Source organism: Pirellulales bacterium (assembly GCA_019636345.1).
GTDB lineage: Bacteria > Planctomycetota > Planctomycetia > Pirellulales > Lacipirellulaceae.
The window spans coordinates 13,801-39,633 of record JAHBXQ010000003.1; the positions used below are offsets into that span (position 1 = coordinate 13,801).

The 25,833-nt window shown below is 64.3% G+C and carries 28 protein-coding genes; 19 read left to right on the forward strand and 9 right to left on the reverse strand.

Going from position 1 to position 25,833, the window contains the following annotated elements:
• The first annotated feature begins 128 nt into the window (after nucleotides 1-128).
• From KF688_07835 to KF688_07915, 17 genes are all read left to right on the forward strand, one after another.
• On the forward strand, nucleotides 129-380 hold the full coding sequence (locus KF688_07835; GenBank protein ID MBX3425572.1) for a hypothetical protein: 252 nt from the start codon (nucleotides 129-131) through the stop codon (nucleotides 378-380).
• Nucleotides 381-410: 30 nt separating this feature from the next.
• Nucleotides 411-1,034: a class I SAM-dependent methyltransferase gene (locus KF688_07840; protein MBX3425573.1), complete on the forward strand. Its 624-nt coding sequence runs from the start codon at nucleotides 411-413 to the stop codon at nucleotides 1,032-1,034.
• 233 nt (nucleotides 1,035-1,267) lie between these two features.
• On the forward strand, nucleotides 1,268-1,801 hold the full coding sequence (locus KF688_07845; protein ID MBX3425574.1) for a DUF1643 domain-containing protein: 534 nt from the start codon (nucleotides 1,268-1,270) through the stop codon (nucleotides 1,799-1,801).
• Between the two features lie 72 nt (nucleotides 1,802-1,873).
• A complete protein-coding gene (locus KF688_07850) occupies nucleotides 1,874-2,266 on the forward strand; it encodes a hypothetical protein (GenBank protein MBX3425575.1) in 393 nt (130 codons plus the stop codon).
• A gap of 186 nt (nucleotides 2,267-2,452) precedes the next feature.
• A complete protein-coding gene (locus tag KF688_07855; GenBank protein MBX3425576.1) occupies nucleotides 2,453-2,941 on the forward strand; it encodes a VOC family protein in 489 nt (162 codons plus the stop codon).
• A gap of 143 nt (nucleotides 2,942-3,084) precedes the next feature.
• Complete coding sequence (locus KF688_07860; protein MBX3425577.1) at nucleotides 3,085-3,705, forward strand: YdeI/OmpD-associated family protein; 621 nt, start codon at nucleotides 3,085-3,087, stop codon at nucleotides 3,703-3,705.
• A gap of 129 nt (nucleotides 3,706-3,834) precedes the next feature.
• A complete protein-coding gene (locus KF688_07865; GenBank protein ID MBX3425578.1) occupies nucleotides 3,835-4,509 on the forward strand; it encodes a class I SAM-dependent methyltransferase in 675 nt (224 codons plus the stop codon).
• A gap of 171 nt (nucleotides 4,510-4,680) precedes the next feature.
• Entirely contained in the window at nucleotides 4,681-5,316 is a 636-nt protein-coding gene (locus tag KF688_07870) for a hypothetical protein (protein MBX3425579.1), read from the forward strand.
• A 121-nt stretch (nucleotides 5,317-5,437) separates the two neighbouring features.
• Nucleotides 5,438-5,728, forward strand: coding sequence for a hypothetical protein (locus KF688_07875; GenBank protein MBX3425580.1), 291 nt, complete (start codon nucleotides 5,438-5,440; stop codon nucleotides 5,726-5,728).
• A gap of 133 nt (nucleotides 5,729-5,861) precedes the next feature.
• A complete protein-coding gene (locus tag KF688_07880; GenBank protein MBX3425581.1) occupies nucleotides 5,862-6,092 on the forward strand; it encodes a hypothetical protein in 231 nt (76 codons plus the stop codon).
• A gap of 116 nt (nucleotides 6,093-6,208) precedes the next feature.
• Nucleotides 6,209-6,511 (forward strand): hypothetical protein, encoded by a 303-nt coding sequence (locus KF688_07885; protein MBX3425582.1) that lies wholly within the window; start codon nucleotides 6,209-6,211, stop codon nucleotides 6,509-6,511.
• Nucleotides 6,512-6,701: 190 nt separating this feature from the next.
• The gene (locus KF688_07890; protein ID MBX3425583.1) at nucleotides 6,702-7,241 is read left to right on the forward strand and encodes a GNAT family N-acetyltransferase; all 540 of its coding nucleotides are present in this window, start codon (nucleotides 6,702-6,704) and stop codon (nucleotides 7,239-7,241) included.
• Between the two features lie 478 nt (nucleotides 7,242-7,719).
• Entirely contained in the window at nucleotides 7,720-7,995 is a 276-nt protein-coding gene (locus KF688_07895; GenBank protein ID MBX3425584.1) for a hypothetical protein, read from the forward strand.
• A gap of 107 nt (nucleotides 7,996-8,102) precedes the next feature.
• On the forward strand, nucleotides 8,103-9,011 hold the full coding sequence (locus KF688_07900) for a hypothetical protein (protein ID MBX3425585.1): 909 nt from the start codon (nucleotides 8,103-8,105) through the stop codon (nucleotides 9,009-9,011).
• A 444-nt stretch (nucleotides 9,012-9,455) separates the two neighbouring features.
• Entirely contained in the window at nucleotides 9,456-10,892 is a 1,437-nt protein-coding gene (locus tag KF688_07905) for a TIR domain-containing protein (GenBank protein MBX3425586.1), read from the forward strand.
• Nucleotides 10,893-10,972: 80 nt separating this feature from the next.
• The gene (locus tag KF688_07910; GenBank protein MBX3425587.1) at nucleotides 10,973-11,686 is read left to right on the forward strand and encodes a hypothetical protein; all 714 of its coding nucleotides are present in this window, start codon (nucleotides 10,973-10,975) and stop codon (nucleotides 11,684-11,686) included.
• A gap of 300 nt (nucleotides 11,687-11,986) precedes the next feature.
• Nucleotides 11,987-12,556, forward strand: a complete 570-nt coding sequence (locus KF688_07915) for an SUKH-4 family immunity protein (GenBank protein ID MBX3425588.1) — start codon at nucleotides 11,987-11,989, stop codon at nucleotides 12,554-12,556.
• A 686-nt stretch (nucleotides 12,557-13,242) separates the two neighbouring features.
• On the opposite strand, the gene KF688_07920 is transcribed toward KF688_07915, so the two are convergent.
• From KF688_07920 to KF688_07930, 3 genes are all read right to left on the reverse strand, one after another.
• Nucleotides 13,243-15,027, reverse strand: coding sequence for a PQQ-binding-like beta-propeller repeat protein (locus tag KF688_07920; GenBank protein MBX3425589.1), 1,785 nt, complete (start codon nucleotides 15,025-15,027; stop codon nucleotides 13,243-13,245).
• 116 nt (nucleotides 15,028-15,143) lie between these two features.
• Nucleotides 15,144-17,450, reverse strand: coding sequence for a PQQ-binding-like beta-propeller repeat protein (locus KF688_07925; protein ID MBX3425590.1), 2,307 nt, complete (start codon nucleotides 17,448-17,450; stop codon nucleotides 15,144-15,146).
• A gap of 702 nt (nucleotides 17,451-18,152) precedes the next feature.
• Nucleotides 18,153-19,091 (reverse strand): hypothetical protein, encoded by a 939-nt coding sequence (locus KF688_07930; protein MBX3425591.1) that lies wholly within the window; start codon nucleotides 19,089-19,091, stop codon nucleotides 18,153-18,155.
• A gap of 306 nt (nucleotides 19,092-19,397) precedes the next feature.
• Between KF688_07930 and KF688_07935 the strand changes: the two genes are divergently transcribed.
• Nucleotides 19,398-20,231 (forward strand): hypothetical protein, encoded by an 834-nt coding sequence (locus KF688_07935; protein ID MBX3425592.1) that lies wholly within the window; start codon nucleotides 19,398-19,400, stop codon nucleotides 20,229-20,231.
• 17 nt (nucleotides 20,232-20,248) lie between these two features.
• Here KF688_07935 and KF688_07940 read toward each other — a convergent pair whose 3' ends face one another.
• Nucleotides 20,249-21,139 (reverse strand): FliM/FliN family flagellar motor switch protein, encoded by an 891-nt coding sequence (locus KF688_07940; GenBank protein ID MBX3425593.1) that lies wholly within the window; start codon nucleotides 21,137-21,139, stop codon nucleotides 20,249-20,251.
• A 322-nt stretch (nucleotides 21,140-21,461) separates the two neighbouring features.
• Here KF688_07940 and nadA point away from each other — a divergent pair, with 322 nt between their 5' ends.
• Entirely contained in the window at nucleotides 21,462-22,601 is a 1,140-nt protein-coding gene (nadA, locus tag KF688_07945) for a quinolinate synthase NadA (protein ID MBX3425594.1), read from the forward strand.
• 124 nt (nucleotides 22,602-22,725) lie between these two features.
• Here the strand turns inward: nadA and KF688_07950 are convergent, their stop codons facing one another.
• The 5 genes from KF688_07950 to KF688_07970 form a co-directional block, all read right to left on the reverse strand.
• Entirely contained in the window at nucleotides 22,726-23,208 is a 483-nt protein-coding gene (locus KF688_07950) for a hypothetical protein (protein MBX3425595.1), read from the reverse strand.
• A gap of 208 nt (nucleotides 23,209-23,416) precedes the next feature.
• Nucleotides 23,417-23,641 carry a hypothetical protein gene (locus KF688_07955; GenBank protein ID MBX3425596.1) on the reverse strand — a complete coding sequence of 75 codons (225 nt, stop codon included), beginning with the start codon at nucleotides 23,639-23,641 and terminating at the stop codon, nucleotides 23,417-23,419.
• Nucleotides 23,613-24,443 (reverse strand): hypothetical protein, encoded by an 831-nt coding sequence (locus KF688_07960; GenBank protein MBX3425597.1) that lies wholly within the window; start codon nucleotides 24,441-24,443, stop codon nucleotides 23,613-23,615. Before KF688_07960 ends, KF688_07955 begins: the two co-directional genes overlap by 29 nt.
• Nucleotides 24,444-24,791: 348 nt before the next feature.
• The gene (locus KF688_07965; protein MBX3425598.1) at nucleotides 24,792-25,013 is read right to left on the reverse strand and encodes a zinc ribbon domain-containing protein; all 222 of its coding nucleotides are present in this window, start codon (nucleotides 25,011-25,013) and stop codon (nucleotides 24,792-24,794) included.
• Between the two features lie 88 nt (nucleotides 25,014-25,101).
• On the reverse strand, nucleotides 25,102-25,830 hold the full coding sequence (locus KF688_07970) for a hypothetical protein (protein ID MBX3425599.1): 729 nt from the start codon (nucleotides 25,828-25,830) through the stop codon (nucleotides 25,102-25,104).
• Nucleotides 25,831-25,833 lie beyond the last annotated feature (3 nt).

The window sequence follows — 25,833 nt, forward strand, 5'->3', positions numbered from 1 at the left end:
ACGTGGAATTGCACCCACATGGCAAACGTCATTCTTCGCCCGCGCATCGAGGCGACATGCCGGGCGATCGGATGCGAGCCTCCCTTGATCTGTACGCCGCCCGAGTTGCCAGTTCCGGAGGAATCGCCGTGATCGAAGACGAAATCGTGCGCGAGGTTCGAGCGGCCCGCGAAACCTTCGCGGCGTCTCACGGCTATGACATTCGCGCCATGGTCGCCGCCCTGCACGAGTTGGGCGTCGCCAGCGGCAGAGAGTTGGTCCGGTTCGCGCCGCGTCCAGCAATCACAATGCCGAATAAGCCGCTGCAGCCGACCGGGGCCGCCATTCCGGCTCCTCCGGGTTCAACGTCGCCTGAGGCGGCCCCGGGGGCTGAGCTATAGCGTGCGGCGACAGAAGTCAGCGGGGTCGCAATGTGGAACGAACGATATTCTCAGCCTGGTTTTGCCTACGGAACCGAGCCGAACCAGTTCTTGGTTTCAACTGCGAATCGGATTCCGGCCGGTTCCGTGTTGACCCTCGGCGAGGGGGAGGGCCGCAACGCGGCGTACCTCGCCGGACTCGGGCGCCGAGTGGTCGCGGTCGATCAGTCGGAGGTCGGGCTTGCCAAGGCGCGGCGGCTGGCTGCTGAGCGCGGGCTGGCGATCGAGACGGTCTGCGCGGACCTTGCCGGATATCTCATTGAGCCGGGGGCCTGGGCCGGCATCGTGTCGATCTTTTGCCACCTTCCCCGGCGAATCCGGCTTCCCCTCTACGCAGCGATCGTTCGGGGTCTGAGGCCGGGAGGCATCCTCATTCTCGAGGCGTACACCCCGAATCAGATCGAACGCGGCACCGGCGGCCCTCAGGATCGGGACATGCTGCTGACGCTGGCCGGATTGCGCGAGGAGTTGGCCGGGCTGGAGTTCGTTCACGCCCGCGAACTGGACCGAGAGGTTCGCGAGGGGACGTACCACACTGGCGTCGCCTCCGTCGTGCAGGTGGTCGGGCTGCGGCAGCACGCCGAACCTGGCGCTGCAGCCGACGGCGGGGCATGATTGGTTTCCGCGACCGACATCGCCCGTGCTCAAGGTGGTCGCCAGCCCGGGGGAGGGAAAAGGGGACAGGTCCAGATTAACACAGCGGACAGGCGACGGCGGCTTTTCGAACATTCCCCCGCCCCGCACGGGTTGAGGAAGTGGAAGATGGAGTGGAGGAAATGGACCTGTCCCCTTTTCCACCCCCATCGATCCGGTTTCCCCAAGCATCGTCTCGTTTTCGGAGCACGACCATGGCACTGCCGCCCGGCATCATCGGCGACGCATTTCCGCGGGGTGACACGGTACATCGTCACTGGCTCTCTCGGACCTGGAATCCAACGGGCCGCGTTGCGCTGGTGATTGGTATCAATCCCAACACGGCGACCGAGGAAAATGACGACGGCATGACAGGGTTTCTCACTCGCCATCTGCGCAAGCTGAAGGGCGAGTTCGCCTGCGGCAGCTACATCCTGGTCAACTGCTGCGATCTGCGCGGGGGAGACCCCAAGAAGCTGAGGGACGCCAAGGAACCGTGTACCGCTGCAAATACCGAGCATGTTCAAGCCAAGTTGTGCGAATGCGACTTCGTCGTGGCCTCGTGGGGGACGACCGACTACGGCGACCTAGTTCAGCAAAAGCGAGTGGAGATCGCCAACCTCGTTCGAGAGAGTGGTCGGCAAGTGATCTGTTTCAGTCCCCGCGGCTTGCCGATCTACTGCAGCCAAACCAGTGCAAACAGTGTCGATGGTAGATGGAGCGATACGCCGGTTCCGTGGCAGGGCTAAGAACGAATTCACCTGGCCTGCGCTGCGGCCTTGGGGAGGGACAAGGGGGGAGGGACAAGGGCGATTTATCACGTGTGGTTCAAGGTTTTGAGTTTGCTGATTGCGGCGGCGTTATTGGCCAAGGCGGCCATCGCGTTGGCGGCGCCGCGGCGGTTTTACGCCGTGCGGCAGCGGCAGTATGCCACGGAGTCTCTGCCGCCTAGGCTGTTGGTCGCACCGGCCCTTGTCCTCGCGCTGACTGCCGTCGCCGTCTATGCCGCCGTCTTTCACTATCGTCCTTGGGGATGGATCGTCCTTGGATTCCTGATTCTTCTGTCGGCCGTGGCGCTTGATCATGCGTTCCGGTGGAAGACGCACCGGCTCGCCATGCTCAAGGTGGTCGCCAGCCCGAAGGTGCGGCAGGCGGACTGCGAGTTATTGGCGCTGGGCTCGGCGTTCGCAGCGCTGGCCCTGCTCGTCTATTGACTGCAACCGCCTGACCAGGCGCGGCCGCCGACGCGCCCAGAGAACGGGCGATTTGGCGATTCTCTTCCGCACCGGCTATATTGTCGGCATACCGCTCGCTTGCGGGCGGGCAACTGTGATTTTTCGTCAGGCGACTCGTTTTACTCCTTACTCCCATCGAAAACCAAAGCCGCGACAAGCTGCAATATGAACACGCCGCCCCTCAATTATCCGCCCATGAGTCCTTACCTCACTGTGAAGGACGCAAGCAAAGCCATCCAGTTTTACCAGGATGCGTTTGGCGCGACTGAGCTCTACCGGCTCACCGATGCGAGCACCGGAGGCGTCGGCCACGCCGAAATCATGATCAACGGCAGCCACCTCATGCTCGCCGACGAGAATCCAGCCTGGGGCAACAAATCGCCGCTGACCCTTGGCGGCTCCGCCGTGGACCTCTGCCTCATGGTGCAGAACGCCGACGACGCCGTGGAACGTGCAAGTGCCGCTGGCGCGACTGTCGAGAGGCCGCCAGCCGATATGTTCTACGGCTTCCGCTGCGCTGTGATCAGCGACCCCTTTGGCCACAAATGGTTGCTTCAGCATGAGATTGAAAAAGTCTCGCCCGCAGAAATGCAGAAACGCTGGGATGCGATGGTCGGTTCGGGAGCGACGGACGGCAACTGCACCGACAAATAACGGCGGCAATCCCGGCACCCGTCGCCTCGCCAGGCGCTGCAGCGAACCCGGCATGAGCGGCGCGGTTGCCATCGTTGCGTCCCGTGCGCCGGGTCGCTGAGCTTGGGTCATTCTGTCGCTTCGCGTTGAGTGCGGGTCGTGCCATGATTACCGACATCGAGGATTATTTTTCGAAAGGTTGCGGCCGTTGCGAACGATTTGCCACGCCCGATTGTTCAACACGGCAATGGAGCGGCGGTCTCGCTGAGCTCCGCAAAATTTGCCTTGATTCGGGGCTCGTCGAGACCGTCAAGTGGGGCCATCCGTGCTACATGCACGAGGATCGCAATCTGGTCATTTTTGGCGCCTTTCGGCACGACTTTCGTCTCAGTTTCTTCAACGCCGCGCTGATGAAGGACCCCGACGGCATCCTGGAAAAGCAGGGGCCGAATACCCGGCATCCCGACATGATCCGCTTTACGACGAACGCCCAAGTCGTGACGATGAAGCCCGTGATTGCGTCCTACTTGATGGAGGCAAAGGGCTATGCCGAGGCGGGCGTCAAGCCGCCCAAGCAGCAGGGCGAACTTGAACTGCCTGATGAGTTGTCGGAGGCGTTGGAATCCGATCCGGAACTTGCTGAAGCATTTCACGGTCTTACGCCCGGCCGCAAGAAGAGCTATGTGATAAACATCAATTCGGCAAAAAAGACCGACACCCGGATTTCTCGCATTGCCAAATTTCGCGACAAGATTCTCGCGGGGAAGGGCGCCACGGAGCGATGAACTGCGAGCCAACGCAACGCAGCGGCACGATGCACGCAACGCCGTCGACAGCGCGTGGTTTGAATGGAACGATCGCTGCGACGGCCCGGTGAACGCGGTCGTTCGGCCTCCTCGAGGGACAGGACTGCAATGGCGATACCCCAAGTCTGGGACGCGAGGACGTATGATTCCGCCCGGCGTCGGCTGGTGCCGGACTTCGACGCGTTCTACGACACCGCCGCGCTTGTCGTCGCCTCGACCGCGCCGGTGTCGCCGCGCATCCTCGATTTGGGCGCCGGAACCGGCCTGTTAAGCGAGGCGGTTGCCCGTCGGGCGACGACGCCGCGGTTGACTCTGCACGACGCGTCGGCGTCGATGTTGGACATGGCCCGCCTCCGGCTGGCTGCACATCAGCCGCACATCTTCGTCGGGCCGCTGCAGGATGTTCTTCCGCCGGGGCCGTTCGACGCGGTGATCTCGGCGCTAAGCATCCACCACCTTGAGGATGCCCAGAAGCGAGATCTCTTCGGCAAAGCTTTTTCCGTGCTGGCGCCGGGCGGCGTGTTCGTCAACGCCGATCAGGTTGCGGGACCGAGCCTGTGGCACGACCGAGTTTACCGGGAGATGCATAAGGCTCTGGCCCAGTTTCTGGGTTCGGACGACGCCGAATGGTCCGGCGCGGAGGAGCGGATGCGGATTGACGTCTACGCGACGGTTGAAGAGCAGTTGCGCTGGCTGGCGGAGGCGGGGTACGAACGAGGCGACTGTTTTTTCAAGCGGTTCGGATTCGCCGTGTTTGCGGCTTGGCGGCCGGACGGGGCCTAACAAGTCGTTGCACCCGACCGACACGACGTCCTGGCAGTTGGTGCGCGACGCGGGCGGCGGGTGAACTCAATTCGTTCGGCGGCCAGGGGTCGCGTGACAAACTCGTGGCGTTTCGGCCCCTAGCGATGAGGGATCCTTTTTTTTCGCCTCCTCTGAGACTGGGGTTAGCTCATGATTCGCATCGCAACGTGCAGCGTCGTCCTGTTTGTCGCCGCGGGCGTTTGCCGTTCGGCCCCCTTTGATCTGATCGTGCCGAGCGAAGTTCAGATCCGCACGCAGCCCGGCGTTGGCGGGGCGGGATCGCCCTGGGGCTGGATCGTGTCGACCAGCGCGCCGTTGACGTTTGACCAACTCGACAGCAACGCGTTCAGTCTTGCCACGGATCATCCGGCGGTCGTCGTCACGACGACTTTCAATCCGGGCGCCTGGACGCCGATGCAGCCCGGCGACGTCGCCGGGCTGGACGTTTCTCCCTTCACGGATCCCTTGCGCGTCTTTCTGGACCCCGCAGAAAGCGTGAATCCGTTGAGCGAGAATTTCTGGCGATGGCAAATCGATTTTCCTGCGGAGTTTGTCGGCACGGTCAATCTGCATACGATCGCGGACATTGGCGGGTGGCGTGCCGCATATGACACGGTCCTGCATTTCGGCCCGTCGTTCGGCTCCGACGCCGACCCGCTCGTGATTGTCGAGGCCCAACGCGTGTCGGCCGTTCCGGAATCAAGCAGTTGTCGCCTGATACTGGCGTCCGTCGTTTCGACCTTGATCATTCACAGAGGCGGCCGCCTGACAAGTCGCTGCCGTTGACGCGCCCAGAAAACGGCCGGTTTGGCACTTCTCTTCCGCACCGGCTATATTGCGGCATACCCTCGCTTGCGGGCGGGCAACTGAGATTTTTCGTCAGGCGGCAGCGGCAGGGGATCGCACAATGAACGAGCCGGAATTGACAACGGGAGAAAGGCGTTTCCTGGATGATCTGCGTAAACTGCCGACTTCGGTGCGTTCCCGGCTCGTGGGTTGGGGGTGCGAACTTGTCCTCCCCAGCATCGCTTTATTCGTTTACGGCTTGATCGCTGATCGTCGCTTGTTTGTCGTCCTTGGCTTTCTCAGCTTGCTGTACTTTACTGTGTGGCGCATGTACGGGCAGCTTCGCGGGTTTCGGATGCTGCACAGCATCTACCAGAAGCAGCTTTCTCGTGCTGAGCAGATAAACGCCTAACAAGGCGCTGCGGTTGACCCGCCGGCCCAACGGCCGGTTTGGCGTGACTCCGCCGCAGCGGTTATACTGCGCATCATCCGCCCACTTGAAGGCGGGCAATGAGCTTGGGCGTTAGGCGGCGGAGGGCCTGCGTGTGGGCGAGGCGGTGCGACTGGAGCTGACAGCCGACGAGGCGCTCGTACTGTTCGAGTTCGCATTCCGGTACTCCGACACCGACACGCTCAGCGTCGTGGACCAAGCGGAGCAACGGGCGCTCTGGAACTTGCAGTGCCTTTTCGAGCGGCAACTGATCGAGCCGTTCCGCCCCGACTACGCGGCGTTGCTGGCCGCGGCTCGCGACCGGCTGCGAGACTCGCAGCAGTAAAGGCACGCCGAACCAGGCGCTGCAGCAGACGGCGGGGGCATGACGACTTTCCCGGATTCGTAGCGCACTCGGCCCCCGCCGGCTGCTGGGTTGGGTCGTTCGGCGGTGAGGTATTCATGATCAAGACGAAAACGCTGGTTTGGCTCGTACTTGGCGTACTGCTCTTCGTGGGTTGCTCACAAACGACGACGATTTCCACCGGAATGAAAATGCACGATGCCGTTGTGTTGATGTCCAACCGCGGCCTTTCACCTTCGGAGATGGCTTACTCCAAGCCAAACAAAGCCTACAACCTTCCGGATGGACGATGCATTATTTTCTTTGGCGACACCGAGGTGGATGGCATCGTAGTGATTCTGAATCCTGATCGCCCGAAATCTGAGCGAAAGTCCCAACGGGTTGATCGGATTCAATTCTGAAGCGACTTGGTTTCCTGCAATGCTGACGCGCGATAGTATACTGGTACAACGTCGGCTGGAATGGCGAGCGTGTTGGCGCCGCTAGCCGACGAACAAATCGATGAACTGAAGTGCTCGATCAGCCGTTTCCTAATGGCAGAGTTTTCCCCTCGCACTCGGTCATCATAAGCGTCAGGCGGCGGTCCACCGTATGGAAGCAGCGCGCGTCATTGCCGAGACGGACCGGCTTACGATTCGGTTGCTGACCGAACCGGACGTCTCCGTGCTCGCTTCGATCTGGGCCGATGACCAAGCGACACGGTTCCTGGGAGGGCCGCGAGTTTTTGAAGAGGTTTGCGCCTCGTTCCGGCGCGACTTGGATGCGCCGCCAGACCGCTGGGGCCTCTGGCCCGTCGTGGAGAGAAGCTCGGGAGCGGTCGCGGGGCAGTGCGGCTTGTTGCCCAAGACCGTGGACGGTCGTGACGAAACGGAGTTGGTCTATGTCCTTGCCGCCGCTTATTGGGGACGCGGCTACGCGACCGAGGCTGCGGCGGCGATTCGAGATTACGGCTTTGGCGCCTTGCGACTTGCGCGGCTCGTGTCGCTGATCGACCCGGCGCACGCGGCTTCGGCGCAGGTTGCGTTGAAGGTCGGCATGAAGCGTGAGCGAGACACGGTCAGGCCGAGCGGAAAAGCGATGTGCGTCTACGCCGTCGTCGCCTCGCCCGGCGCTGTAGCGGACCTAGCCTGAACGGCGGGCGTTGCCGTCGGTCTCGCCTACGCACTCTACGAAGTCTGGTCGCAGTCGCGCGCCACGGGCGACGATCCGAGTCGGGATTCCAGGTTGGTCACCTCATCAACGGCCCGTTCGCCTGGCCGCTGATGTTCATGGAAGTCGTCGAGTACGTCTACGCCGAGTTGAAGGGCCCGCGGTCCGGGCCGACAGGCGGCGCCACATAGCCAGCCGCTGGAGCGGAGCGCCGTCTCGAGGCTATGGCGGGAACACCCCCCATCCGGCTTGTCGCAACCCGTGGCGCGGGGTGTCTTGGGCAGTTCAGGCGACTCGCCGGGCGGGAAATGGTTGTCGCCCCATGCGCCGAGCGATACACTCGGGCCATGCTTGGCCCTCCGGCGGGCGGCTCCTGTCTGGTCGTTTGAGGCCGGCATGCTGAAGAAGTTCCTGTCCAATAGCACGTTCAACCACTTACACGTTCCAGGTCACAACCGCCATGAAGAAACAACTGATACACATCTCTCCTCTTCGAACCGGAATCGTTCTGGGCGCTCTTTATGGACTCCTCGCTTTGACTTTCTTGCCATTTCTTCTGATTGCAATTGTATTCAGCGATAATCCTGACAGGGCGCCTAATGTTTTTGTCGTAATCTTTCCAGTATTGTATGCCCTGGGCGGCTTTGTAGGCGGCGTCATCGCGGCGGCTCTATACAATCTGGTTGCCAAGTGGACGGACGGTTTGGAATTTGAGGTTCGAGATGTTTACCAATAGCCAAACCATGCGCTGCAGCGAACCAAGCGGAAGCGTCGCGATGGCAATCGGTGCGTCCCGTGCGCCGGGTCGCTGAGTTTTGTCGTTCGGCGGCAGATGGCGCCTCGATGAACTGGCTCGTCTACCACATTGCGAGCGGCCACGCTTTCTTCAGCGGCGCCGCGTTCATCGTCGTCGGCGCGCTCGCGTCGACTCGATCGACGCACGTCACGAAGCGACTCGCGGTCTTGGCCGTCTTGGTCGGCGCCATCGCGATCGCAATCTCATCCACCGCAATTCCGTACTGGCACTACGGAATCGCCGTTGTCGTCACGCTTGCCTGGCTCAGCGGCGCACGCCCGGAGAACTGGCGCCGTTGGATGCGAGCATCCGTCATCGTCGTTTGGGGCATTGCCGCCGCAATCGAACTTCCGTACCACATCGCCCCTGCGTTACTTCCCGCTTCTTCGCGATCGATGACCGTCATCGGCGATTCCGTCACCGCGGGCATGGGGGCGAGCGACAAATCAGTTCGCTGGCCGACCCTGCTTGCCAAACAGCGCAACCTGAACGTCCAGGACATCTCGCACCCGGGGGAAACTGTCGCTTCGGCGCTCAAACGGGCCAAGTCGCAGCACATCGCATCCCCGGTGGTGATCCTCGAAATCGGCGGAAACGACTTGCTGGGCGACGCCTCGTCAGCCCAATTCTCACGCGATCTGGATGCGCTTCTCGCGTACGTCTCGGCGCCGGGCCGTCAGGTAATCCTGTTTGAATTGCCGCTTCCGCCGTTCCGGAACGAATACGGGCGAATTCAGCGCTCGCTCGCTCGGAAACACGCCGTCGCCCTGGCGCCCAAGCGGATATTTCTGTCCGTCCTTGCCGCCCATGACTCGACAGTTGATACAATTCACTTGACGCAAACGGGTCATTGCCGGATGGCCGCCGCCGTGTGGAATCTCGTGCAATCAGCATTCCCCGCAACCGCAGAACCACGCGATGCCGGGGAGCGGCCGGCAACGCGGGAATCGAATTGACGTCGCTCACGGCTGCCCGGCGCCGATCCTCGGCCTGCGAGCCGCCGGCGACCGGGTCGATCGAGCGCGGTGCTGGGAGTTGGTCCGCTCGGTGCGGCCGGACGTCGAGATCGCGGTCCTGCCGGGACCGCATTTGGTGCTCCAAGCGTCGGCGCCACATAGCCAGCCGCTGGAGCGGACCGCCGCCTCGCGGCTATGGCGGGAACACCCCCCATCCGGCTTGTCGCAACCCGTGGCGCGGGGTGTTTTGGGAAGGCCAAGCGACGCCGGGCGGAAATTGGTTGTCGCCCCATGCGCCGAGCGATACACTCGGGTCATGCTTGGCCCTCCGGCGGGCGGCTCTTCCGTACGGTACGGCTGGGCGACCACGGTCCGGTCGTTTGCGTGCCGGCATGCTGACAAAGTTCCTGTCTCACAGCAAGTAGGCTCACTTTCGAGGAACGATTGAAACCGAGAGTCTTCATCTCCTACAGTTGGTCGTCTCCGGGACACCAAGCTCGTATCCGGCAGTGGGCTGAGCAGTTGGTAAACGACGGCGTCGATGTTGTTCTCGATATCTGGGACCTCAAGGAGGGCGATGACAAGTACGCCTTCATGGAGAAGATGGCCACGGATGAATCTGTCACTCACGTGCTTGTCTTCTCTGATTCGGAATACGCCGCGAAGGCCGACGCACGCAAAGCGGGCGTCGGTACTGAGTCACAGATCATATCGCGTGAGGTGTACTCGAAGGTCCAGCAATCCAAGTTCCTCCCGGTTGTCTGTGAATTCGACGACTCAGACGAGCCATTCCTCCCGACCTTTCTCAAGTCCCGCATCTGGATCGACTTTTCCAGCCCTGAAGCTGCGAACGACAACTGGGAGCAGTTGATCCGAGTCCTCTATGGCAAGCCTGCTTACGAGAAGCCGACTCTGGGGAAAGCGCCCATCTACGTCATAACGGATGTTGCCCTGCCAGCCAGCCCCACCGGTGCGAAGTTCGCGGCGCTCAAACAGGCCGTCATTCAGGAGAAGCGAGGGCTGAAGATCTATCGGCAGGACTTTCTCGACGCGTGTCGCGATTATGCGGATGCGCTACGCATTCGAGAGCGACCTGATGTCACAAACTTGGGACAACGCGTTCTGGAGGACTGCGGCAAACTCAAACTCGTGCGCGACCAGATCGTGGATTGGGTCTTGCTGGAAACCAGGGCCAACCCTTCGGAGGAGTTCGGCGAAGCGCTAGTCTCTCTGCTGGAGCAGATGCTCGAACTCAAGTCGCGGCCGCCGGATTTCAACACTTGGAATGACGTGTGGTTCGAGGCGCACCGTGTTTTCGTCTACGAGACGTTTCTGTACATCGTAGCAGCTCTCCTGAAGACTGACTCGTTTGGCAGCCTCCACCTTATTCTCACCAATCACTACCTTCTACCTGAGACAGAGGCGTCTGGGGTGAACCGGTTCGAAACCTTCGATGCGTTCTACGCTTACTCCGAAACGCTCCAGATTCTGGCCTCTGAAGGAAAAAAACTCCACGCTCCTGCGGCGGAACTCATCAAACGGCAGGCGGATCGAACCGACCTGCCATTCGCTGCGGTAATGCAGGCAGAATTGCTCGTGTTGATGATGGCGTTCATCACCGAAGGCTGTCGGTGGTATCCACAGACACTCCACTGTTCTTCTTCGCGTGCTGGCGCATTCCCGTTCTTTCTGAGAGCGACACGGCGCCGCGACTTTCAGAAGCTCGCGAAGATCACGGGGATCGGCACCGCAGACGAACTGCGTGTGGCCGTGAAAGCAGGGCATGAGAGAATTGGAGTGGGCACGTGGCACAACTTCTGGGTAAGTGACTCATCGTTCTGGGGTAGCATGAATATGGATGCCCTGGATACGCTGACGTGATCTAACTAAAGCATGCAGCGGACGGCGCTACGCGCCGCCGCTGCATGCTGGTCGTTTCGGCGGCGAGGAGGGGTTTCGCAGTGCGGTTGCTGCTTCTGCCTGGGATGGACGGCACTGGGCGGTTGTTCGAGCCGTTGTGCGCCGCGCTGCCTCCGTCCGTGAGCGCCGAGGCGCTCGCCTATCCGCCGGACGAGGCGTTGGGCTACGAGGAGCTGCTACCGTTGGCGTTGGCGGCGGCCGATGGCGGGCCGTTCGTGGTGCTGGGAGAGTCGTTCTCGGGGCCGCTCGCGCTCATGCTGGCGGCTCGACGTCCGCCCGGCCTGCGGGGCGTGGTGTTGTGCGCCTCGTTCGTCCGGTCCCCGTTTCCCGTGCCTGTGCGATGGCGGGGCGCGGCGCGGCCGTGGATGTTTCGCGCGGCGCCGCTGCGGCTGCTGTCGTGGGCGCTGCTCGGCCGGCACGGGTTCGGGCGGCTGGGCCGGCTGCTGCGGTCGGCGGCGGGCTCGGCGTCGCCGGTCGCCTTGGCGGCGCGAGCGCGAGCGATTGCCGGCGTGGACGTGACGGCCGAGTTGCGAGCCTGCCCGGCGCCGATCCTCTACCTGCGAGCCGCCGGCGACCTGGTCGTGCGGGCGCGGTGCTGGGAGTTGATCCGCTCGGTACGGCCGGACGTCGAGATCGCGGTCCTGCCGGGACCGCATTTGGTGCTCCAAGCGTCGGCGCGAGAGGCGGCGGATGCGCTGGCGAGGTTCTGCGAGCGGGCGGCCGGGCCGGGCGAGTCGTTGCGAAGCTCAAGATGAGCGGCGGGCGCTGAGGGGCGAGGGCAAGGGGGACGGGTCGAGATTAACACAGCGGACAGGCGACGGCGGCTTTTCGAACATTCCCCCGCCTCGCACGGGCTGAGGAAGTGGAAGATGGAGTGGATGTAATGGACCTGTCCCCTTTTCCATCCCTAGCAGTTGCACGGCAATGATTGCACAATCCTTCCCCCAAGCCAAGGTCACATGGGCGGTGGACTATACCAAAGAGACTGTTTCTAAAGCACATGCCCAGTTGCAAGCATTGTTGGACACTTTCTTCTAGCATAGGGTCAGAAGAATATGACTCAGGAGATCTTAGCTGCAATAAACGTGTCCTTCGGTGATACAGGTTCGCTACGTCGATTTGATGTAGCAGAGATACCCGAAGGCTTGCTATCTATCGAGGATCTCGCATTTCTAAGAGATGCTGGATTGCCAAGTGAAGGCAGAGACGACATTCAATATAATGGCCAAGAATCTGACTTTGCCAGGATTTCGAGTCTGGTCAATTATCGCAGAGACAGAATGAGTGACGGTAATGAACTTACCGTCATCGCTCGTGGACTTGACGCTGTCTTTGGTGTTTCAGCTGAGTCCCGAAAAGTGTACCTCGTCTATCTCGAGCGAGATTACGCTGACGAAGTTGTGAATTCGTCATTGCCGCAGTTTATTGCCAGCAGGTCCCTTTTTTTGGAATACAGCTACGACATCGAGCAGCTGCAACATGACTATGATGCGGTTGATGCAAGAGCGGTATCGTTTTTGAGGTCGCTTCGGGCTCTTGATCCAGAAGCCTTCTCAACTTCCGACAACTACTGGGAGTCAAAGTTGGTCGCGGCCGGATTCGGTGAAAAGATTGACTGGCGATAATTGGATGGACGCCCTGCGCGTGCGTGCCTAGCGCCACCGAGGATGAGATAAGTGCTACGATTTCTACAATGCGTACTTCTATTCGCTGGGATTGTTCATTCCGCACATGCGACTCCTCTGGTTCTGGTTGAGAGCCAGGCCAGCGGGAGCGTCAATGGCAGCAACAAGACTTCGTTCGTTCCCGTGACGTCGTTCCACGTCGACCAATGGAATCAGTACCGCAACCTGCGCAGCGAGGTCGATTGGAACCTGGGCCTACAAACCTCGGCGCGAGGTCGGATGACCTGGGAGGTCGACGCCTACAGCGCGTATCGCCCGAGGGCAAAGGGGGAGGGCAAAGGGGACAGGTCCAGATTAACACAGCGGACAGGCGTCGGCGGCTTTTCGAACATTTCCCCGCCCCGCACGGGCTGAGGAAGTGGAAGATGGAGTGGAGGAAATGGACCTGTCCCCTTTTCCATCCCCGGCGCGAGAGGCGGCGGATGCGGTGGCGAGGTTCTGCGAGCGGGCGGCCGGGCCGGGCGAGTCGTTGCGAAGCTCAAGATGAGCGGCGGGCGCTGGTTCCCGATAAAGTTGGGCGAGGCTTGGGCGGCAATTCACCGGCGGCAATTCACCGGCGGCTGTTCACCGGCGGCTAGCGCCGTCCGCTCATGGCTTCGTGCCGATGGCAACGACGGATCGGCCGCTCACTGCCCCTCGGGCGTGATCGCGAACAGGTGGCTGCGATTGGAGATCAGCAGGATGTTGTCGGCGACAATGGGGGTGCTGTAGACGCTGTTGCCCATGTTGCGGGTGCCGTAGTACGGTTCGAGCATGCCGCCGTCCTGCTGCATGGCGACGTTCGGGTCGGCCGAGTGGCGGAAGACGGCCACCTCGCCGTCTTCGTCGCCGATGTAGACCTTGTCCTCGACGATCAGGGGCGAGCCCCACGAGGCGGACAGCATGTCGTAGACCCAATTCCGCTCGCCCGTCTTGGCGTTGAGGCAGTGGAACAGGCCGCTGTAGTCGGCGATGTAGAGGATGTCGTCGCGAATGGCGACCGTGCCGATCGTGCGGTGCATGACCTCCTCGAACGCGATCTCGCCGTCGCCGTCGTAGTCCGCGGCGTCGTATTTCCAGACGACGGCCGAGTTGGGGTTGGGGCGGACGATGTCGCCGTCCTGGGGCACCGCGGCTTGGACCCGCTTGTAGGGGATCGGGGTCTGCGGGTCGGCGGCGTTGAAGACCAGTTCGGGGCTGACGTCGCCCCGTTTGTGCGGGTCGATGCACCACAGGCCGCCGATTCCTTCGCCGTGCTCGGGGTCCTGTCCCGTGGCGACGTAGACCAGCCCGTCGTACACCACGGGCGTGGCGATGATGTCGTTGCGGGTCCCCTTGCCCATGAGTTCCAGCTTGGCGAGCTTGGGATTCGTGTCGAACTTCCAGAGGAGCTTGCTGCCGCCCTGGCCGTCGCCCGCGGGGTCGAACGCGTAGAGCCAGCCGTCGCCGCCGCCGAACAGGACTTGGGCCTGGCCGTCGAACTCGCCGTAAGCGGGGCTCGACCATTGGCCGTGGTGGATGTTGTCGCGGGGCGAGTTGTCGGTCCACAGGACTTCGCCCGTGTGCTTGTTCATGGCGAAGAAGCTGGGAGCGTCCGGGGCCGGGATGTAGTTGTGCTCGACGTCGACCCCGTTGGAGGTCATCACGAACAGGACGTCGCCGACGCAGGTGATCGAGCAACTGCACATGTTGTGCTGCGAGATCCCCATCTCGGTCATCATGTTGTAGACCCACACGACGTCGGCCTCTTGGAGCATGTCGTAGGGCTGCTTGACGCCGTCGGCCTGGGCCTTGACCTCCTGCTGCTCGTCGACGAAGGGGCCGTCGTTTTCGCCGTCGTGAAAGCCCTCGACGTCGAGACACCGCACCTCGCCCCGGCTGGTGACGAACCACAGGCGGTCCCCCTCGCAGTACGGAGCGCAGCAGATTCCCTGCAGGGGCCAGTCGTGCACGCGGCCGGTGGGGAGCTTCTCGCTGCTGTGCTGCCAGAGGAACTTGCCGGTTTTCAAATCGAAGCAGATCAGGCAGCCCAGGTCGACGTTGCCCGGATATCGCTTGAGCCACCCCCCCGAGTTGTTCGTGCCGATGAACACTTTGCCGCCGTGGACGGTGGCGTTGCCGTAGGTTTGCGAACCGAGCTTGGCGACCCATTTGACGTTCTTGGCGTCGGTCGGATCCCAGTCGCCCGTTTCGTAGTCGAAGTCGCCGACCTCCCACTCGACCGGCACGTCGCGGCCCGTGGGGGTGTTGTTGCGACCGGGCGAACCGCCCCACTGCGACCAGTCGACGTTGGGGGCCTCGTCGGCGGCGGTCGCCGCGGCGGTTTCGCCGACCACGCGCGCAAGTTGCACGCTGCACGCCCACCCGGCGAGCATCGCGGCCAGCAGCAGGGCGAGTCGGGACGAGCGACGCGTAGTGAGCAAAGCGAACATCTGTCGTTACCTGGGGATCCCGGGGGGGAATTCGGCGGGCGGACCAGCCGCGGCGAGCCAGCGGAGCGCGGGAACCGCAGGACCGCCAGCCCGCATGTGCGAGCTCGGTCGAGCAGTCAGTCGTTCGGGGTCACGTGGACGTTGTCGATCGCAAATTCGGCGTCCTGGGTGTTGCCGAACAGGCCGGGGCTCCCCGACTTCTGCGGCGACTTGTCATTCATCTCGACGTTCCACGCCTCGGGCTCGGCCTCGTTGCGGGGCCACATCTTGCCGAGCACACGGGCTTCGTCCTCGTGCTGTTCGACGCGCAGCTTCAGGCGATACCAGACGTCGGCCGCGGCCTTGAACTCGGTCGTGGCGCAGAGCCGATGGTCGTGGGAGCTCCAACTGTAAATCCGCAAGTCGCGGCTTTCGGAGCGGATCGTCATCGTGTAGCCGCTGTTGATCACCCCCGCGTCGGGGAGCTTGCCCTTGCCCTCGGTCAGCAGCAGGTCGGCTTCGATCGTGTAGTCGTGCAAGTGGGCCGGACCCATGAACAATTGGCTGCGCGTGCCGAGCTTGTTGTTGGGATCGCGCGGGGTGGGAAGCAGATTGCGTTTGACGATCGCCTGTTCGCCGCCGATCTCGCGGGGGACGAACCGCACGCGACCGCCGACCCAGGAGATCGGGGGGCCGGTCTCGTCGTTGAAGTCGAACTTCCACGGCAACGCGGGAACGATCCGCACGCGGGCCGTTCCGGCGAGCTCGCCCGCCTTGCAGGTCACCAGGGCCGCGTCGTGAATCACCTCGTTGGGGGCGGTGTAGACGCCGTCGGCCGAGACGCTGCCCGGGCCCTTGACCGTGAATTCCGGCGCACCGCCGGCCGGGCCCTCGACAAGCTGCCCGTCGGAGTTGTACAGCCGGGGGACCAGCTTCACCGACTCGCCCGGCGCCACGAGCGAATCGAACGGCGCCAGCTGCAGGTGAGCCGGTTCGGGATTGTCGTCGACGGGCTTCTCCTCGGGCGGCGGGGGGAGCGGGTCCGCCGCGGGCTGCTGACCGGTCCCCAGGCAGTAGATCGCGTCGGAGGTCGGCAGATAGATCCTCCCGCGGGCGACGATCGGCGAACCGTCGTTCGACTCGCCGTTGAGGTTCAGCCGGTGGACGAAATCCGCGTTGTTGCCGTTGGGGCGCAGGATGTACCACCGTCCGCTTCCGGTGCAAGCGTAGACTTTGCCGTCAGCGTAGAGCGGGGTGCTCCGCATGCCGGTTCCCAACGCCTTCTTATTGAGCGTCTTCCCCGTGGCGGGGTCGAGCAGGTGGAGCTTCGCCCGATCGTCGACGATCCACAGCTTGCCGTCGATCAGCAGCGGCGAGCTCCTGCCCGCCATGATCTCGTAGGAGATCCACTTCTGTTTCTTGGCGAGGTCGCCCCGCTGGGTGGCGTCGATCGCCACGACGGCGCCCATGGTCGTGCCGATCGTGTTTTCCTCGCTGTGCGAGGCGTAAACGACGTCGCCCGCCACGAGCGGCGACACGTTGAGCCCGGCCCGCGAGAAGGGGAAGTGCCAGAGCGGCACGCCCGTGCGGGGCTGGAAGCCCCACAGCTCGCCGTCCCCCGAGCCGAACACCAACTGCCGCACCCCCCCGACGACCGCAATCGCCGGGGTCGAGTAGGTCGTGTCGTACGGCGAAATCCCGGTGCCGTTGAGCCAGCGGATCTCGCCGGTCGCTTTGTCCATGGCGATGAATCGGTGGGCGGGGCGAGCCAAGCCGCCGAACTCCGGGGTGTCCCCCCAACCGACCACCACGGCGCTGATCAGGACCATGTCCTCGAAGATCACCGGCACGTTCGTCCGGCCGCCGTAGGTCGAGATCGTCCCGATCTCCTCGTGCAGACTGCGCGACCAGACGACCTGCCCGCTCTCGCCGTCGAGACAGCAGAAGTACCCGCACACCCCTTGGGCGTAGACTCGGCCCGTTTCGGGGTCGACGACGCAACTCGACCAGGCGACCCGGGTGTCGGGAACCTCGGACAAGTAGACGTTGAAGATATGCTCCCACAGCGTCTCGCCGGTCGAGGCGTTGAGGCAGACCACCTTCTCTTGCTCGTAGGGCGTGCCGGGATGATGCCTCACCAGGACGTAAAGCCGTTCGCCGAACGCGACGGGAGTGGAACGGGTCCCCAGGTCGCCGCGCTTCCAGAGCAGATTGCTCCCCTCGCCGCCGGCGGGCTTCCAGGAGTCGGGGAGGTTCTTTTCGGTCGAGACGCTGTTTTGCTGCGGGCCTCTCCAGTGGGGCCAGTCGGCGTCGGGGACGTCGGCGGCACACGCCGCGGCGGCCCAGCCGAGCCATGCGACCGCAGCGCCGCCGCGGAGAACTCCCCAGGCGCAACCGACGGCGCTCACGAAACGCGACGCAGCGGCGGGCAAAGCAATCAGCATGAAATCACTCGCGGGAAGCGCCCGGCTGATCGCAGCAGGCGATCGCGGGACTCGTGGCAGACGCCGGCGAAAGGGGGGCCGAGGCGACGAATACTGCTAGAGTGCGGGAAGTTTGCCGATTTCGCAATGGGCGCCGGCGACGAAAGAACTCCTCGCCGCAACGCACGGTGAAAGGCCATACGCGCCGCCGTGCGCGCATCGGGCTGTAAACTGGGGAATTCCTGCGTCCAGTAACGGTTGCAGGGCCGCTAAAGAGCCGCGCGGGCAGCTTACAACCGGCGCCCCAGGAGGAGGTTTCCTGGCCGGCAAAGTTTGCCTAACAGTCGACGTAACCCAGTTGCTGAAAATTACTTCGGGGCTCTCAAGGCGTCTTCTCGGCGGGACCGATACCACGGATGTCGCCAACAGAACTGCGATGAGCAACTCTGCGGCGACGCCCCGATTAGCGCATCAACATGCCGGCTTCCCCTTCGAGCTATGGATTGGCTCGACCGGAGTTGACGCCTAACTTTTGGGGACCCCGCCTCGCGACACCCCGCCTTGACTCGGCCGGAACCCCTCCGGCTCCCGCGCTCCCGCCCCGTACACCCCGCCTTGGCACGCGCCACCTCCACGTCCTAACGACGAACCACCCAGGGAGGGTGCGGAGACGACGACTGGCCCCCGGCCGTCGGCATGAGTTCTCGCGAGGTTGTCCCCAACCTATAGGAGATGTTCTGTGATGAAATGGAACCTGTTAGGAGCGCTCTTGGTGAGCATCTGCCTGGCGGGACAGTCCTCTGCGGCTGGACTGCTCGACAAGATGCTTGACGGCGGCGTCGGCTGCGACGACGTCAACCTGTGTAGCTGCTGCGAGAAGTCGTGCGGATGCAGCGACAACTGCTGCGAAGCCTCGTGCGGATGTGCGGACAACTGCTGCGAAGCGAGCTGCGGTTGTGCCTCGAACTGCTGCTGCAAGAAGAAGCGCGGCTGCCTGCTGTCGAAGCTGTTCGGCCGCAAGAAGAGCTGCTGCTGCGAAGCCAGCTGCGGTTGCGCCGACCCCTGCTGCCATGACGGCTGCTGCGGCGACGACTGCTGCGGCAAGGGCTGCTGCGAAGCCTCGTGCGGATGCCCCGACGACTGCTGCGGCAACGGCTGCTGCGACGATTCGTGCTGCGAAGCCTCGTGCGGTTGCGCCTCCAGCTGCTGCAAGAAGAAGCGTTCGTGCTTCTTGAGCAAGCTGTTCAGCCGCAAGAAGAGCAACTGCTGCTGCGAAGCCAGCTGCGGCTGCTCGGATGACTGCTGCGGCAACGGCTGCTGCGACGATTCTTGCTGCGGCAAGGGTTGCTGCGAAGCCAGCTGCGGTTGCCCCGACGATTGCTGCGGCAAGGGCTGCTGCGAAGCCAGCTGCGGTTGCTCGGACAACTGCTGCGAAGCCTCGTGCGGTTGTGCCTCGAACTGCTGCTGCAAGAAGAAGCGTTCGTGCTTCCTGAGCAAGCTGTTCAGCCGGAAGAAGAGCAACTGCTGCTGCGAAGCCAGCTGCGGTTGTGCCGATGACTGCTGCGGCAACGGCTGCTGCTGCGAAGCCAGCTGCGGTTGTGCCGATCCTTGCTGCGAAGCCTCGTGCGGCTGCACCGCCAGCTGCTCGGCTCCCGCGGCCAAGATGCCGACCGAAGCCGCTCCGATTCCCCCGGCGCCCGCCGCCGACCCCGAGGCTCGGCTCGCCCAGCCCCGCAAGGTCGTCAGCGCCAGCTTCGTCCGCTAAGCAAGCGACACGACTCGCGTAAGCGAGAAACCAAACCCCCTCTGAGGACCTGTCTCGGGCTTTCGGGCCCGGGGCAGGTTCTTTTTGTTTTCCCTCTCGCCGGGTCGCGAAGGGAACCGGCGAGAGGGGGAATGCGTATCCATCTCGTCGCGCCGCGTGGCGCGGACCTCTCGCCTCGAGCGACCTGAATACGCCGCCGCGTCATGCTTGCATCGCTCCTGTCGCCGCGCCGGAAGGGACCGCGCCTCGCGTTGGCCGTGATCGCCGGCTGCTTGACGCCGACGGCCCGCGGCGACGACGTCCCCGGCCGCGAATTTCCCAGTTCGTCGGCGCCCGCGCCGGCAACCCCGGCCGACGAGCAATTTGCCCGGACGATCGCCGAGAGCGTCGCCGCCGCGATCCCCGAGCTGTACGACCGACGGCAGGACTGGGGCGCCACGAAGGAGATCGCCGTCGGACTTAAGTTCGAGGGCCGCGGTCTTCGTCAGGATCTCAAGCGCCGCAAGAAGGCCGTCGAACACGGCGTGTGGAAGCACTATCAGGTGCGACTCGTCGACCCGCAAAACACGCTCCGCGTGACCGTCGACGACCTCCGCCCCGCCGGGCCCGGGAAGATGGCGTTCGCCCTGCATCTGGACGCCCAGGTCGACGCCTGGGGCCGAGCCAAAGTCTACCAATACGGCGTCCACTTGATTGCGCTCGAGGTCGACGCCGACGCTCGACTCCGCGTCGACGTGGCGGGCGAAGTCGCCGTGCGGCTGGTCGCCGGGGACCGCGGCCCGGCGCTGGCCGTCGAGCCGACGATCGCCGCCGCGCGGCTTCGGTTCGACGAGTTCCGCATCCGCCGGGTCAGCAACGCCCGCGGTCCGCTGGTGCGCGAGCTCGGGGACGAAGTCCGCCGGATGCTCGAACGCAAACTCGATGAACCGACGCTCGTCGCGAAGCTCAATCGAGCGATCGAGAAGAAGCAAGATCGCCTGCGACTCGACTTGGCCGCCGCGGGCGGTCTCGCGGCGTTCGGGCCGCCGGCGCCGTGACGGGCTCCGCCGAATCGTCACCCGGCGCGGCGCGGCTTGAGCGTCATCGTCACGAATCGCTCTTGCGGCAAGAGGATCGAGGTGACGCGAAACCCGAACTTCTCGCCGATCTTCACCGCCTCGCCCTCGGCAATCGCCTGGTTGCCCGCGAACAGTTGCAGCAACTCGTCGCACGGCTTGTCGAACTTGACGATCGTCCCGGGAGCGATTGCGACGATATCCTGAATCGACTCCTTCTTGGTCGCCAGGCGAACGCTCACCGCCACTTGCACCCGCAGGCGGCTGCGCGACTGGGGCGACAAGCGCGACGGATCGAACTCCTGCGGGGCGCTTGCCGCCGCGACCGGAGCAGGCGTCGCGGCAGCCGCCGGCTTGGCGGGCTCGGGCGCAGGAGCCGGCGCCGGCGGAAACAGTTCCGCCCCCCGGGCCAACGGCCACACCAGCAGCAGCGGTCCCGATTTCTCCCCCGCCGTGAGCGTCAGCGACACCGTCGCCGAGTCGTCTTGCGCCCCGGCCCGGGCCAACCCCGCGGCCAAGTCGTCGACCCGATGCGCCTCGAACACGTCGGCCATCAGGGTCTCGGGCACCAGCAGCATGCTCAACTCTTGAGCGAGCGTGCTGAGTTTGCTCTCCCCGGTCGGATCCGGCGCGGCGTACCACCCGGGCAGCAGGCCCGACGACTCGGGAATGACGGCCACGGCGGCCGCGTCGCCGAACGTCATCAGCACCGCCAGCCCCGGGCCCGCGAGATCGACCCCGCCGCGCGCCGCGGCGTAGGCGCCTGCCTCGCCGACGGCGAGGGCAAACGGTCCGTCGAGCGCCCGGCTGAACGCGCCGGCCGCCTCCTCGGCGCCGGCCGTGCAGGCGGCGAGGACCTCGGGGGCGAGTTGGGGCGTCAGTTCGCTCATACGCGCGAAGGGCAAGTCGAGTCGGCAACGGGAGCGGTCACGACGAACCGCTGGCGCATAGGCGCTCCCACGACCTACAGTATCGGCAACCGCCCCCCGCAAACTTTTCCCAGACCGACCCGCCGCCGCTAGCAAGTTGGCGCTTGAAAGCGCCCATCTTGGAGCGGGTCGCCGGCCGGCAAGGGGATCGATCCTGGAGGGCAAGCTTGGAAAGCGCGCGGGGCCTTCTCGACGCCGGCAGGTCCAATCGGCGGGGCGATTTGCGTATAATGGGGCGCTCCCCCGCGGTTCCTCCCTCCTTCTTGCCGCTTGCTAGCACGCCATGCCCGTCGCCGCCGACCCTTCGCCCCGATTCGACCTGCAGCCGTACAAGTCGCTCGCCAACGACGAACTGCAGCGACGGATTCAGGCGGTGCGCGACGAGTTCGGCCCGCGGCTGTTGATCCTGGGACACCACTACCAGCAGGACGAGGTGGTCGCCCTGGCCGACCTGAGCGGCGACAGCTACCAGTTGAGCCAGACGGCCGCCGAGAGCGCCGACTGCCGGATGATCGCGTTTTGCGGCGTTCACTTTATGGCCGAGACGGCCGACATCCTTGCCAACCGGCCCGCGAAGCTCGCCGAGCGCGACGGCGAGCGGGTCCGCGTGATTCTCCCCGACATGGCCGCCGGCTGCTCGATGGCCGACATGGCGGCGATCCATCAGATCGAAGACGCCTGGGAGCAGCTCGCCGAAGCGATCGACGTCGAGGACCTGACGCCGGTCACGTACATCAACTCGGCGGCCAGTTTGAAGGCGTTCGTCGGCCGGCACGGGGGAATCGTCTGCACGAGCAGCAACGCCCGGGCGGCGCTCGAGTGGGCGTTCGCGCGCACCAGCCGCGTGATGTTCTTCCCCGACCAGCACCTGGGACGCAACACGGCGCTGGGAATGGGGATCGGGCTCGACGCGATGCCGGTGTGGGACCCGTACGCCGAGGAGTTCGGCGGCTCGAGCGAGGCCGATTTGGTGCGCAGCCGCGTCATCCTGTGGAAGGGGCACTGCAGCGTTCATCAGATGTTCCGCCCCGAGCACGTCGCGACGTACCGCCGGCAACACCCGGGGATCAAGATCCTGGTCCACCCCGAGTGCCCGCGCGAGGTGTTCGAGCTGGCCGACGAGTCGGGCTCGACCGGCAAGATCATTCGCACCGTCGAGGGGGCCCCCCCGGGGACCAAGTGGGCGATCGGCACCGAGCTGCACCTCGTGAACCGGCTCAAGGCCCAGCACCCGGAGCAGGAGATTCATTTCCTCTCGCCGGTCGTCTGCATGTGCGCGACGATGTATCGGATCAACCTGGCCCACTTGGCGTGGAGCCTGGAGAACCTTGCGGCGGGGACGCCGGTCAACACGATCGAGGTCGACGAAGAGACGGCGAAATGGTCGCTCGCGGCGCTCGAGCGGATGCTTGAGGTGAAGTAGCGGACGCGCCTTGGCCGTCGTTCGCCGGCGACCTGGGAGGTCGCGGCTGTGAGCGGCGGCGGGCGCTTGAGACAGTAGCCGCGAGGCCCCGCCTCGCCGGCGGAGGGGAGAGAAGGATCCTCCACTACAGGGACAATCCGCGTTCCTCGTCCCATTTCCATCCGCCGTGTTGCGGCAGGTAGCTTTGCGTCAGACGATCGAAGTGCGTCCGATCGCGAACCGGTTTCCTGCTTGCGCCTTTGGAAAACCACGGGCGGAGCAAACCGAGTTCACGCAGACGACGCGTGAGATTGCCCTTCACTGCGGCGCCGACTTGTCGAGCAGGCCGCTCGTCGCGCCAGCTTGTCAAAACGTGGAGATGCGTTGATTGGCAAGCGATGGCATGGATTCTCGCCGCTAGCAGCGGCGCGGCGACGAGAACGGCGTCGATGAGCGTCCGTTGCAACTCTCGATCGAATACGGCGGCTTCCTGCTTCATGTTGCGACGATAAGCCGTCGCTAGACGTTTGTTCTGCGGCTGGAATCCCTCGCGCCAGTGAACATACCCCTGCAGGCGATCAGGAAGCCATGTGCCGTAGGCGTGAAACGTGAAGAGAACGCAGGGCACGGGCGGCTCTATTCGGCGAGGGAGACACGCGAGACGACCAATAGTGGATTTATGTATACTATTGGTCGGCGCGTGCGTCAAGCCCTTGGTGCGCAATCATGCTTGTGCGGAGCATCGCTCAGCGGTTCGCCGGCGACCTGGGAGGTCGCGGCTGCGCAAGGCGCGGCTGTGAGCGCTTGATAGCCGCGAGGCCCTGCCTCGCCGGCGATTACAGAAGTTGCGCGACTCGCAACGGGCCTGGCGCCGCGACGCTCGCCTGGGGGCCTTTGATCGCCCCGAAGCCGCCGTACTCGCGGATTTCCATCCACAGGCACAGAATCCCGATGAGCAGCGCCAACAGCGACACCAGCAGCATCACCGTGTAGACGTTCCACGGCGATTTCTTGGTGAGCACCGAGGGGGCGCTAGCCGACTCTAAGTTGGGTTGCGACATCGTCCCCCTCCATAATCGTGCCCTGCTGGAACTCGCGCAACACCTGACCGACCGCCTTGTCGGGCTCGGTCTTGATGATTCGGGCTCGGCCGAGATACCGCTCGCCGCGGAAGATCTCCACGGTCTGGCCCTGCTTGATGCCGTCGTCGGCGCCGATCGTGATCTCGATCATCTGCCCGCCGGCGACCCGCTTAGTGTACGAGATCATCCCCCGCACCCGGGCGACCGCCTCGCCGTGGGGATCGATGTCGTTCTCGTTGAGCAGCATCGTTTTCGACGCCAAATCTTGCACCAACTGGTCGTTGCGTTCCTTGACCTGACTCAACTGGCCCGCGGTCGTGTGGAGCTCGGTCGTCGCCTTGAGCGTCGTGGCGAACAGCCCGTCGCGCTCGGTCTGGGCGGTGCGGATGTCCTTGCGCAGCTGGGTCACTTCCTGACTCAGCAGGCGGTTGTTCTCCTCGGTGGCCGTCACGGTCGCCAGCAACCGGGCGCTCTCGGACTTCGACTGGTCGAGGTCCTTCTGCAGGGCCGAGTTCTCGGCCAGCATCTGCACCCGCTCGCTTTCCAGTTTGCGGACGTCCTGCTGGGCGGCCTCGCGCTCGGCCTCGAGCAGGCTCACCTGCTTGAGGTACGTCGACTCGAGCTGCGCATTGGTCGTTCGGGCCGCCTGAAGCTGCGTGTTGATCTTCTGGTAGGCCTGTTGCCAATTCGTGTGGGTCGCGTAGACGAACACCGCTGCGATCATCAGCAGCAGCGACGCGATGGCGATCAACCCCGTGAAAATCTTGCCGAGAAAAGTCATCGAACTCGGGTCCTCAGTGAGCGGCAACGGCGGCCGGCGGGCGTGATTGCGAGCCTGCCGCGGGGCTGCGTCGAGGCGGTTCCACGACCTCGGCGAAGCTAGGGTCTCGGCCGGCGCCACTCCAGCGCCGCTGACGGAGGGGGGCTGGGGCGAATCGGAGCCCCCGCCGGCTTCGGGCCCATCGGCCCCAAACCACTGCTACGGCAGGAGATATATCGCCTGCCCTTGGCAGTATAGTCAAGCTGGGAAAACAGTGTCAAACTTCGCGGCCCGGCGGGGGGCTTTCCGGCTGCGAAAACTGTCCGACCCCGCTCCGGTTGCGCCGTCCAGGCCGATTGCACCGGGGATTTAGCCCCGGGGATGGCAGGCGCACCCCCCGCCGCAGCCCCCGACCGGAGACCCCTGGGGGAGCGACCCTCCGCCGGGGGACCCCGTGCGGGCCGCCGGCACGCTTAACAGCCGCGTCAGCCGCACGCCGCCGCACTGTTCGCAGGTCGGCTGCTCCTCGCCGCGAACCAAGTGTTCCTGCTCGCGTCGGCAGTCGGTGCAGACGAATTCGTAGAGGGGCATGGCTGGGAATCGCACCGGGAGGATACGGGACTGTCAGGATCGATTACGGCAGGCGACCCGAAGACCGGTCGCCGTGATTTTTTTCGGCTCAGCCCCCGCGCCGCCACCGCTCTTCCGGACGCCGCAGGATCTCGCCCGCCACGATCAATTGTCGCACCCCTGCGGGGCGCGACAACATGGTCGCCAAATCCTCGGCCATGGGCGAGCGAACGGCTCGCTGGGTCGAGGTCTCGACGCTCTCGCCAAGCGTCCCGAGCTGATGGCTGAACTTCTCGCGGAGGTGTTCCTCCATCCGCTCGTCGGCCTGTTCGACGTCGGCGGCGAGATGCGACGCGTGCGAGGCGAGCGCGGCGGCGTGCTGTTCCAACTGGCGGACGTCCCCCCCGATGTGGGTGCGGACGTGATCGGCGACCGACTCGCGGGCCTTCCGCGGTTCGCCTTCCGGCGCACGCCGCGGGGGTTGGGCGACCGGGGTCCGCGGGCGCTGCGGCGGCTGACCCGACGAGGCGGCGGGCCGGCGCGGCTGTTGCGTTTGGGCCGGCTTCCGCGGGACCGGCGCCGGCTGCGGACGCGGCGCCTCGCCGCGGGCCTTGCGCAGAAACTCGTCGACCTCGCGGCGCAACTGGTCCTGCTGCGGCGCGGGGGCGACCCCGGCCCGCGGCAGCTCGACCGGCGGCCGTGCAACCGGAGGCTTGGGAGGTTTACGCTTCTGTTGCGCCACTCCCGCCACCAACTGCGCCACGCCGTACAGCACCATGAACACGATCGGGACGATCGTCTCCCAGTCAACGGCCAGCAGATAGGAGAGGGGACGCATCGG

Coding starts and splice junctions, on each gene's coding strand:
- KF688_07840 (MBX3425573.1), top strand. CDS start 411: ATGTGGAACGAACGATATTCTCAGCCTGGTTTTGCCTACGGAACCGAG.
- KF688_07970 (MBX3425599.1), bottom strand. CDS start 25,830: ATGCGTCCCCTCTCCTATCTGCTGGCCGTTGACTGGGAGACGATCGTC.
- KF688_07935 (MBX3425592.1), top strand. CDS start 19,398: ATGCTTGCATCGCTCCTGTCGCCGCGCCGGAAGGGACCGCGCCTCGCG.
- KF688_07865 (MBX3425578.1), top strand. CDS start 3,835: ATGGCGATACCCCAAGTCTGGGACGCGAGGACGTATGATTCCGCCCGG.
- KF688_07855 (MBX3425576.1), top strand. CDS start 2,453: ATGAACACGCCGCCCCTCAATTATCCGCCCATGAGTCCTTACCTCACT.
- KF688_07875 (MBX3425580.1), top strand. CDS start 5,438: ATGAACGAGCCGGAATTGACAACGGGAGAAAGGCGTTTCCTGGATGAT.
- KF688_07920 (MBX3425589.1), bottom strand. CDS start 15,027: ATGTTCGCTTTGCTCACTACGCGTCGCTCGTCCCGACTCGCCCTGCTG.
- KF688_07870 (MBX3425579.1), top strand. CDS start 4,681: ATGATTCGCATCGCAACGTGCAGCGTCGTCCTGTTTGTCGCCGCGGGC.
- KF688_07860 (MBX3425577.1), top strand. CDS start 3,085: ATGATTACCGACATCGAGGATTATTTTTCGAAAGGTTGCGGCCGTTGC.
- KF688_07895 (MBX3425584.1), top strand. CDS start 7,720: ATGAAGAAACAACTGATACACATCTCTCCTCTTCGAACCGGAATCGTT.
- KF688_07890 (MBX3425583.1), top strand. CDS start 6,702: ATGGAAGCAGCGCGCGTCATTGCCGAGACGGACCGGCTTACGATTCGG.
- nadA (MBX3425594.1), top strand. CDS start 21,462: ATGCCCGTCGCCGCCGACCCTTCGCCCCGATTCGACCTGCAGCCGTAC.
- KF688_07940 (MBX3425593.1), bottom strand. CDS start 21,139: ATGAGCGAACTGACGCCCCAACTCGCCCCCGAGGTCCTCGCCGCCTGC.
- KF688_07955 (MBX3425596.1), bottom strand. CDS start 23,641: ATGTCGCAACCCAACTTAGAGTCGGCTAGCGCCCCCTCGGTGCTCACC.
- KF688_07845 (MBX3425574.1), top strand. CDS start 1,268: ATGGCACTGCCGCCCGGCATCATCGGCGACGCATTTCCGCGGGGTGAC.
- KF688_07965 (MBX3425598.1), bottom strand. CDS start 25,013: ATGCCCCTCTACGAATTCGTCTGCACCGACTGCCGACGCGAGCAGGAA.
- KF688_07900 (MBX3425585.1), top strand. CDS start 8,103: ATGAACTGGCTCGTCTACCACATTGCGAGCGGCCACGCTTTCTTCAGC.
- KF688_07960 (MBX3425597.1), bottom strand. CDS start 24,443: ATGACTTTTCTCGGCAAGATTTTCACGGGGTTGATCGCCATCGCGTCG.
- KF688_07925 (MBX3425590.1), bottom strand. CDS start 17,450: ATGCTGATTGCTTTGCCCGCCGCTGCGTCGCGTTTCGTGAGCGCCGTC.
- KF688_07885 (MBX3425582.1), top strand. CDS start 6,209: ATGATCAAGACGAAAACGCTGGTTTGGCTCGTACTTGGCGTACTGCTC.
- KF688_07915 (MBX3425588.1), top strand. CDS start 11,987: ATGACTCAGGAGATCTTAGCTGCAATAAACGTGTCCTTCGGTGATACA.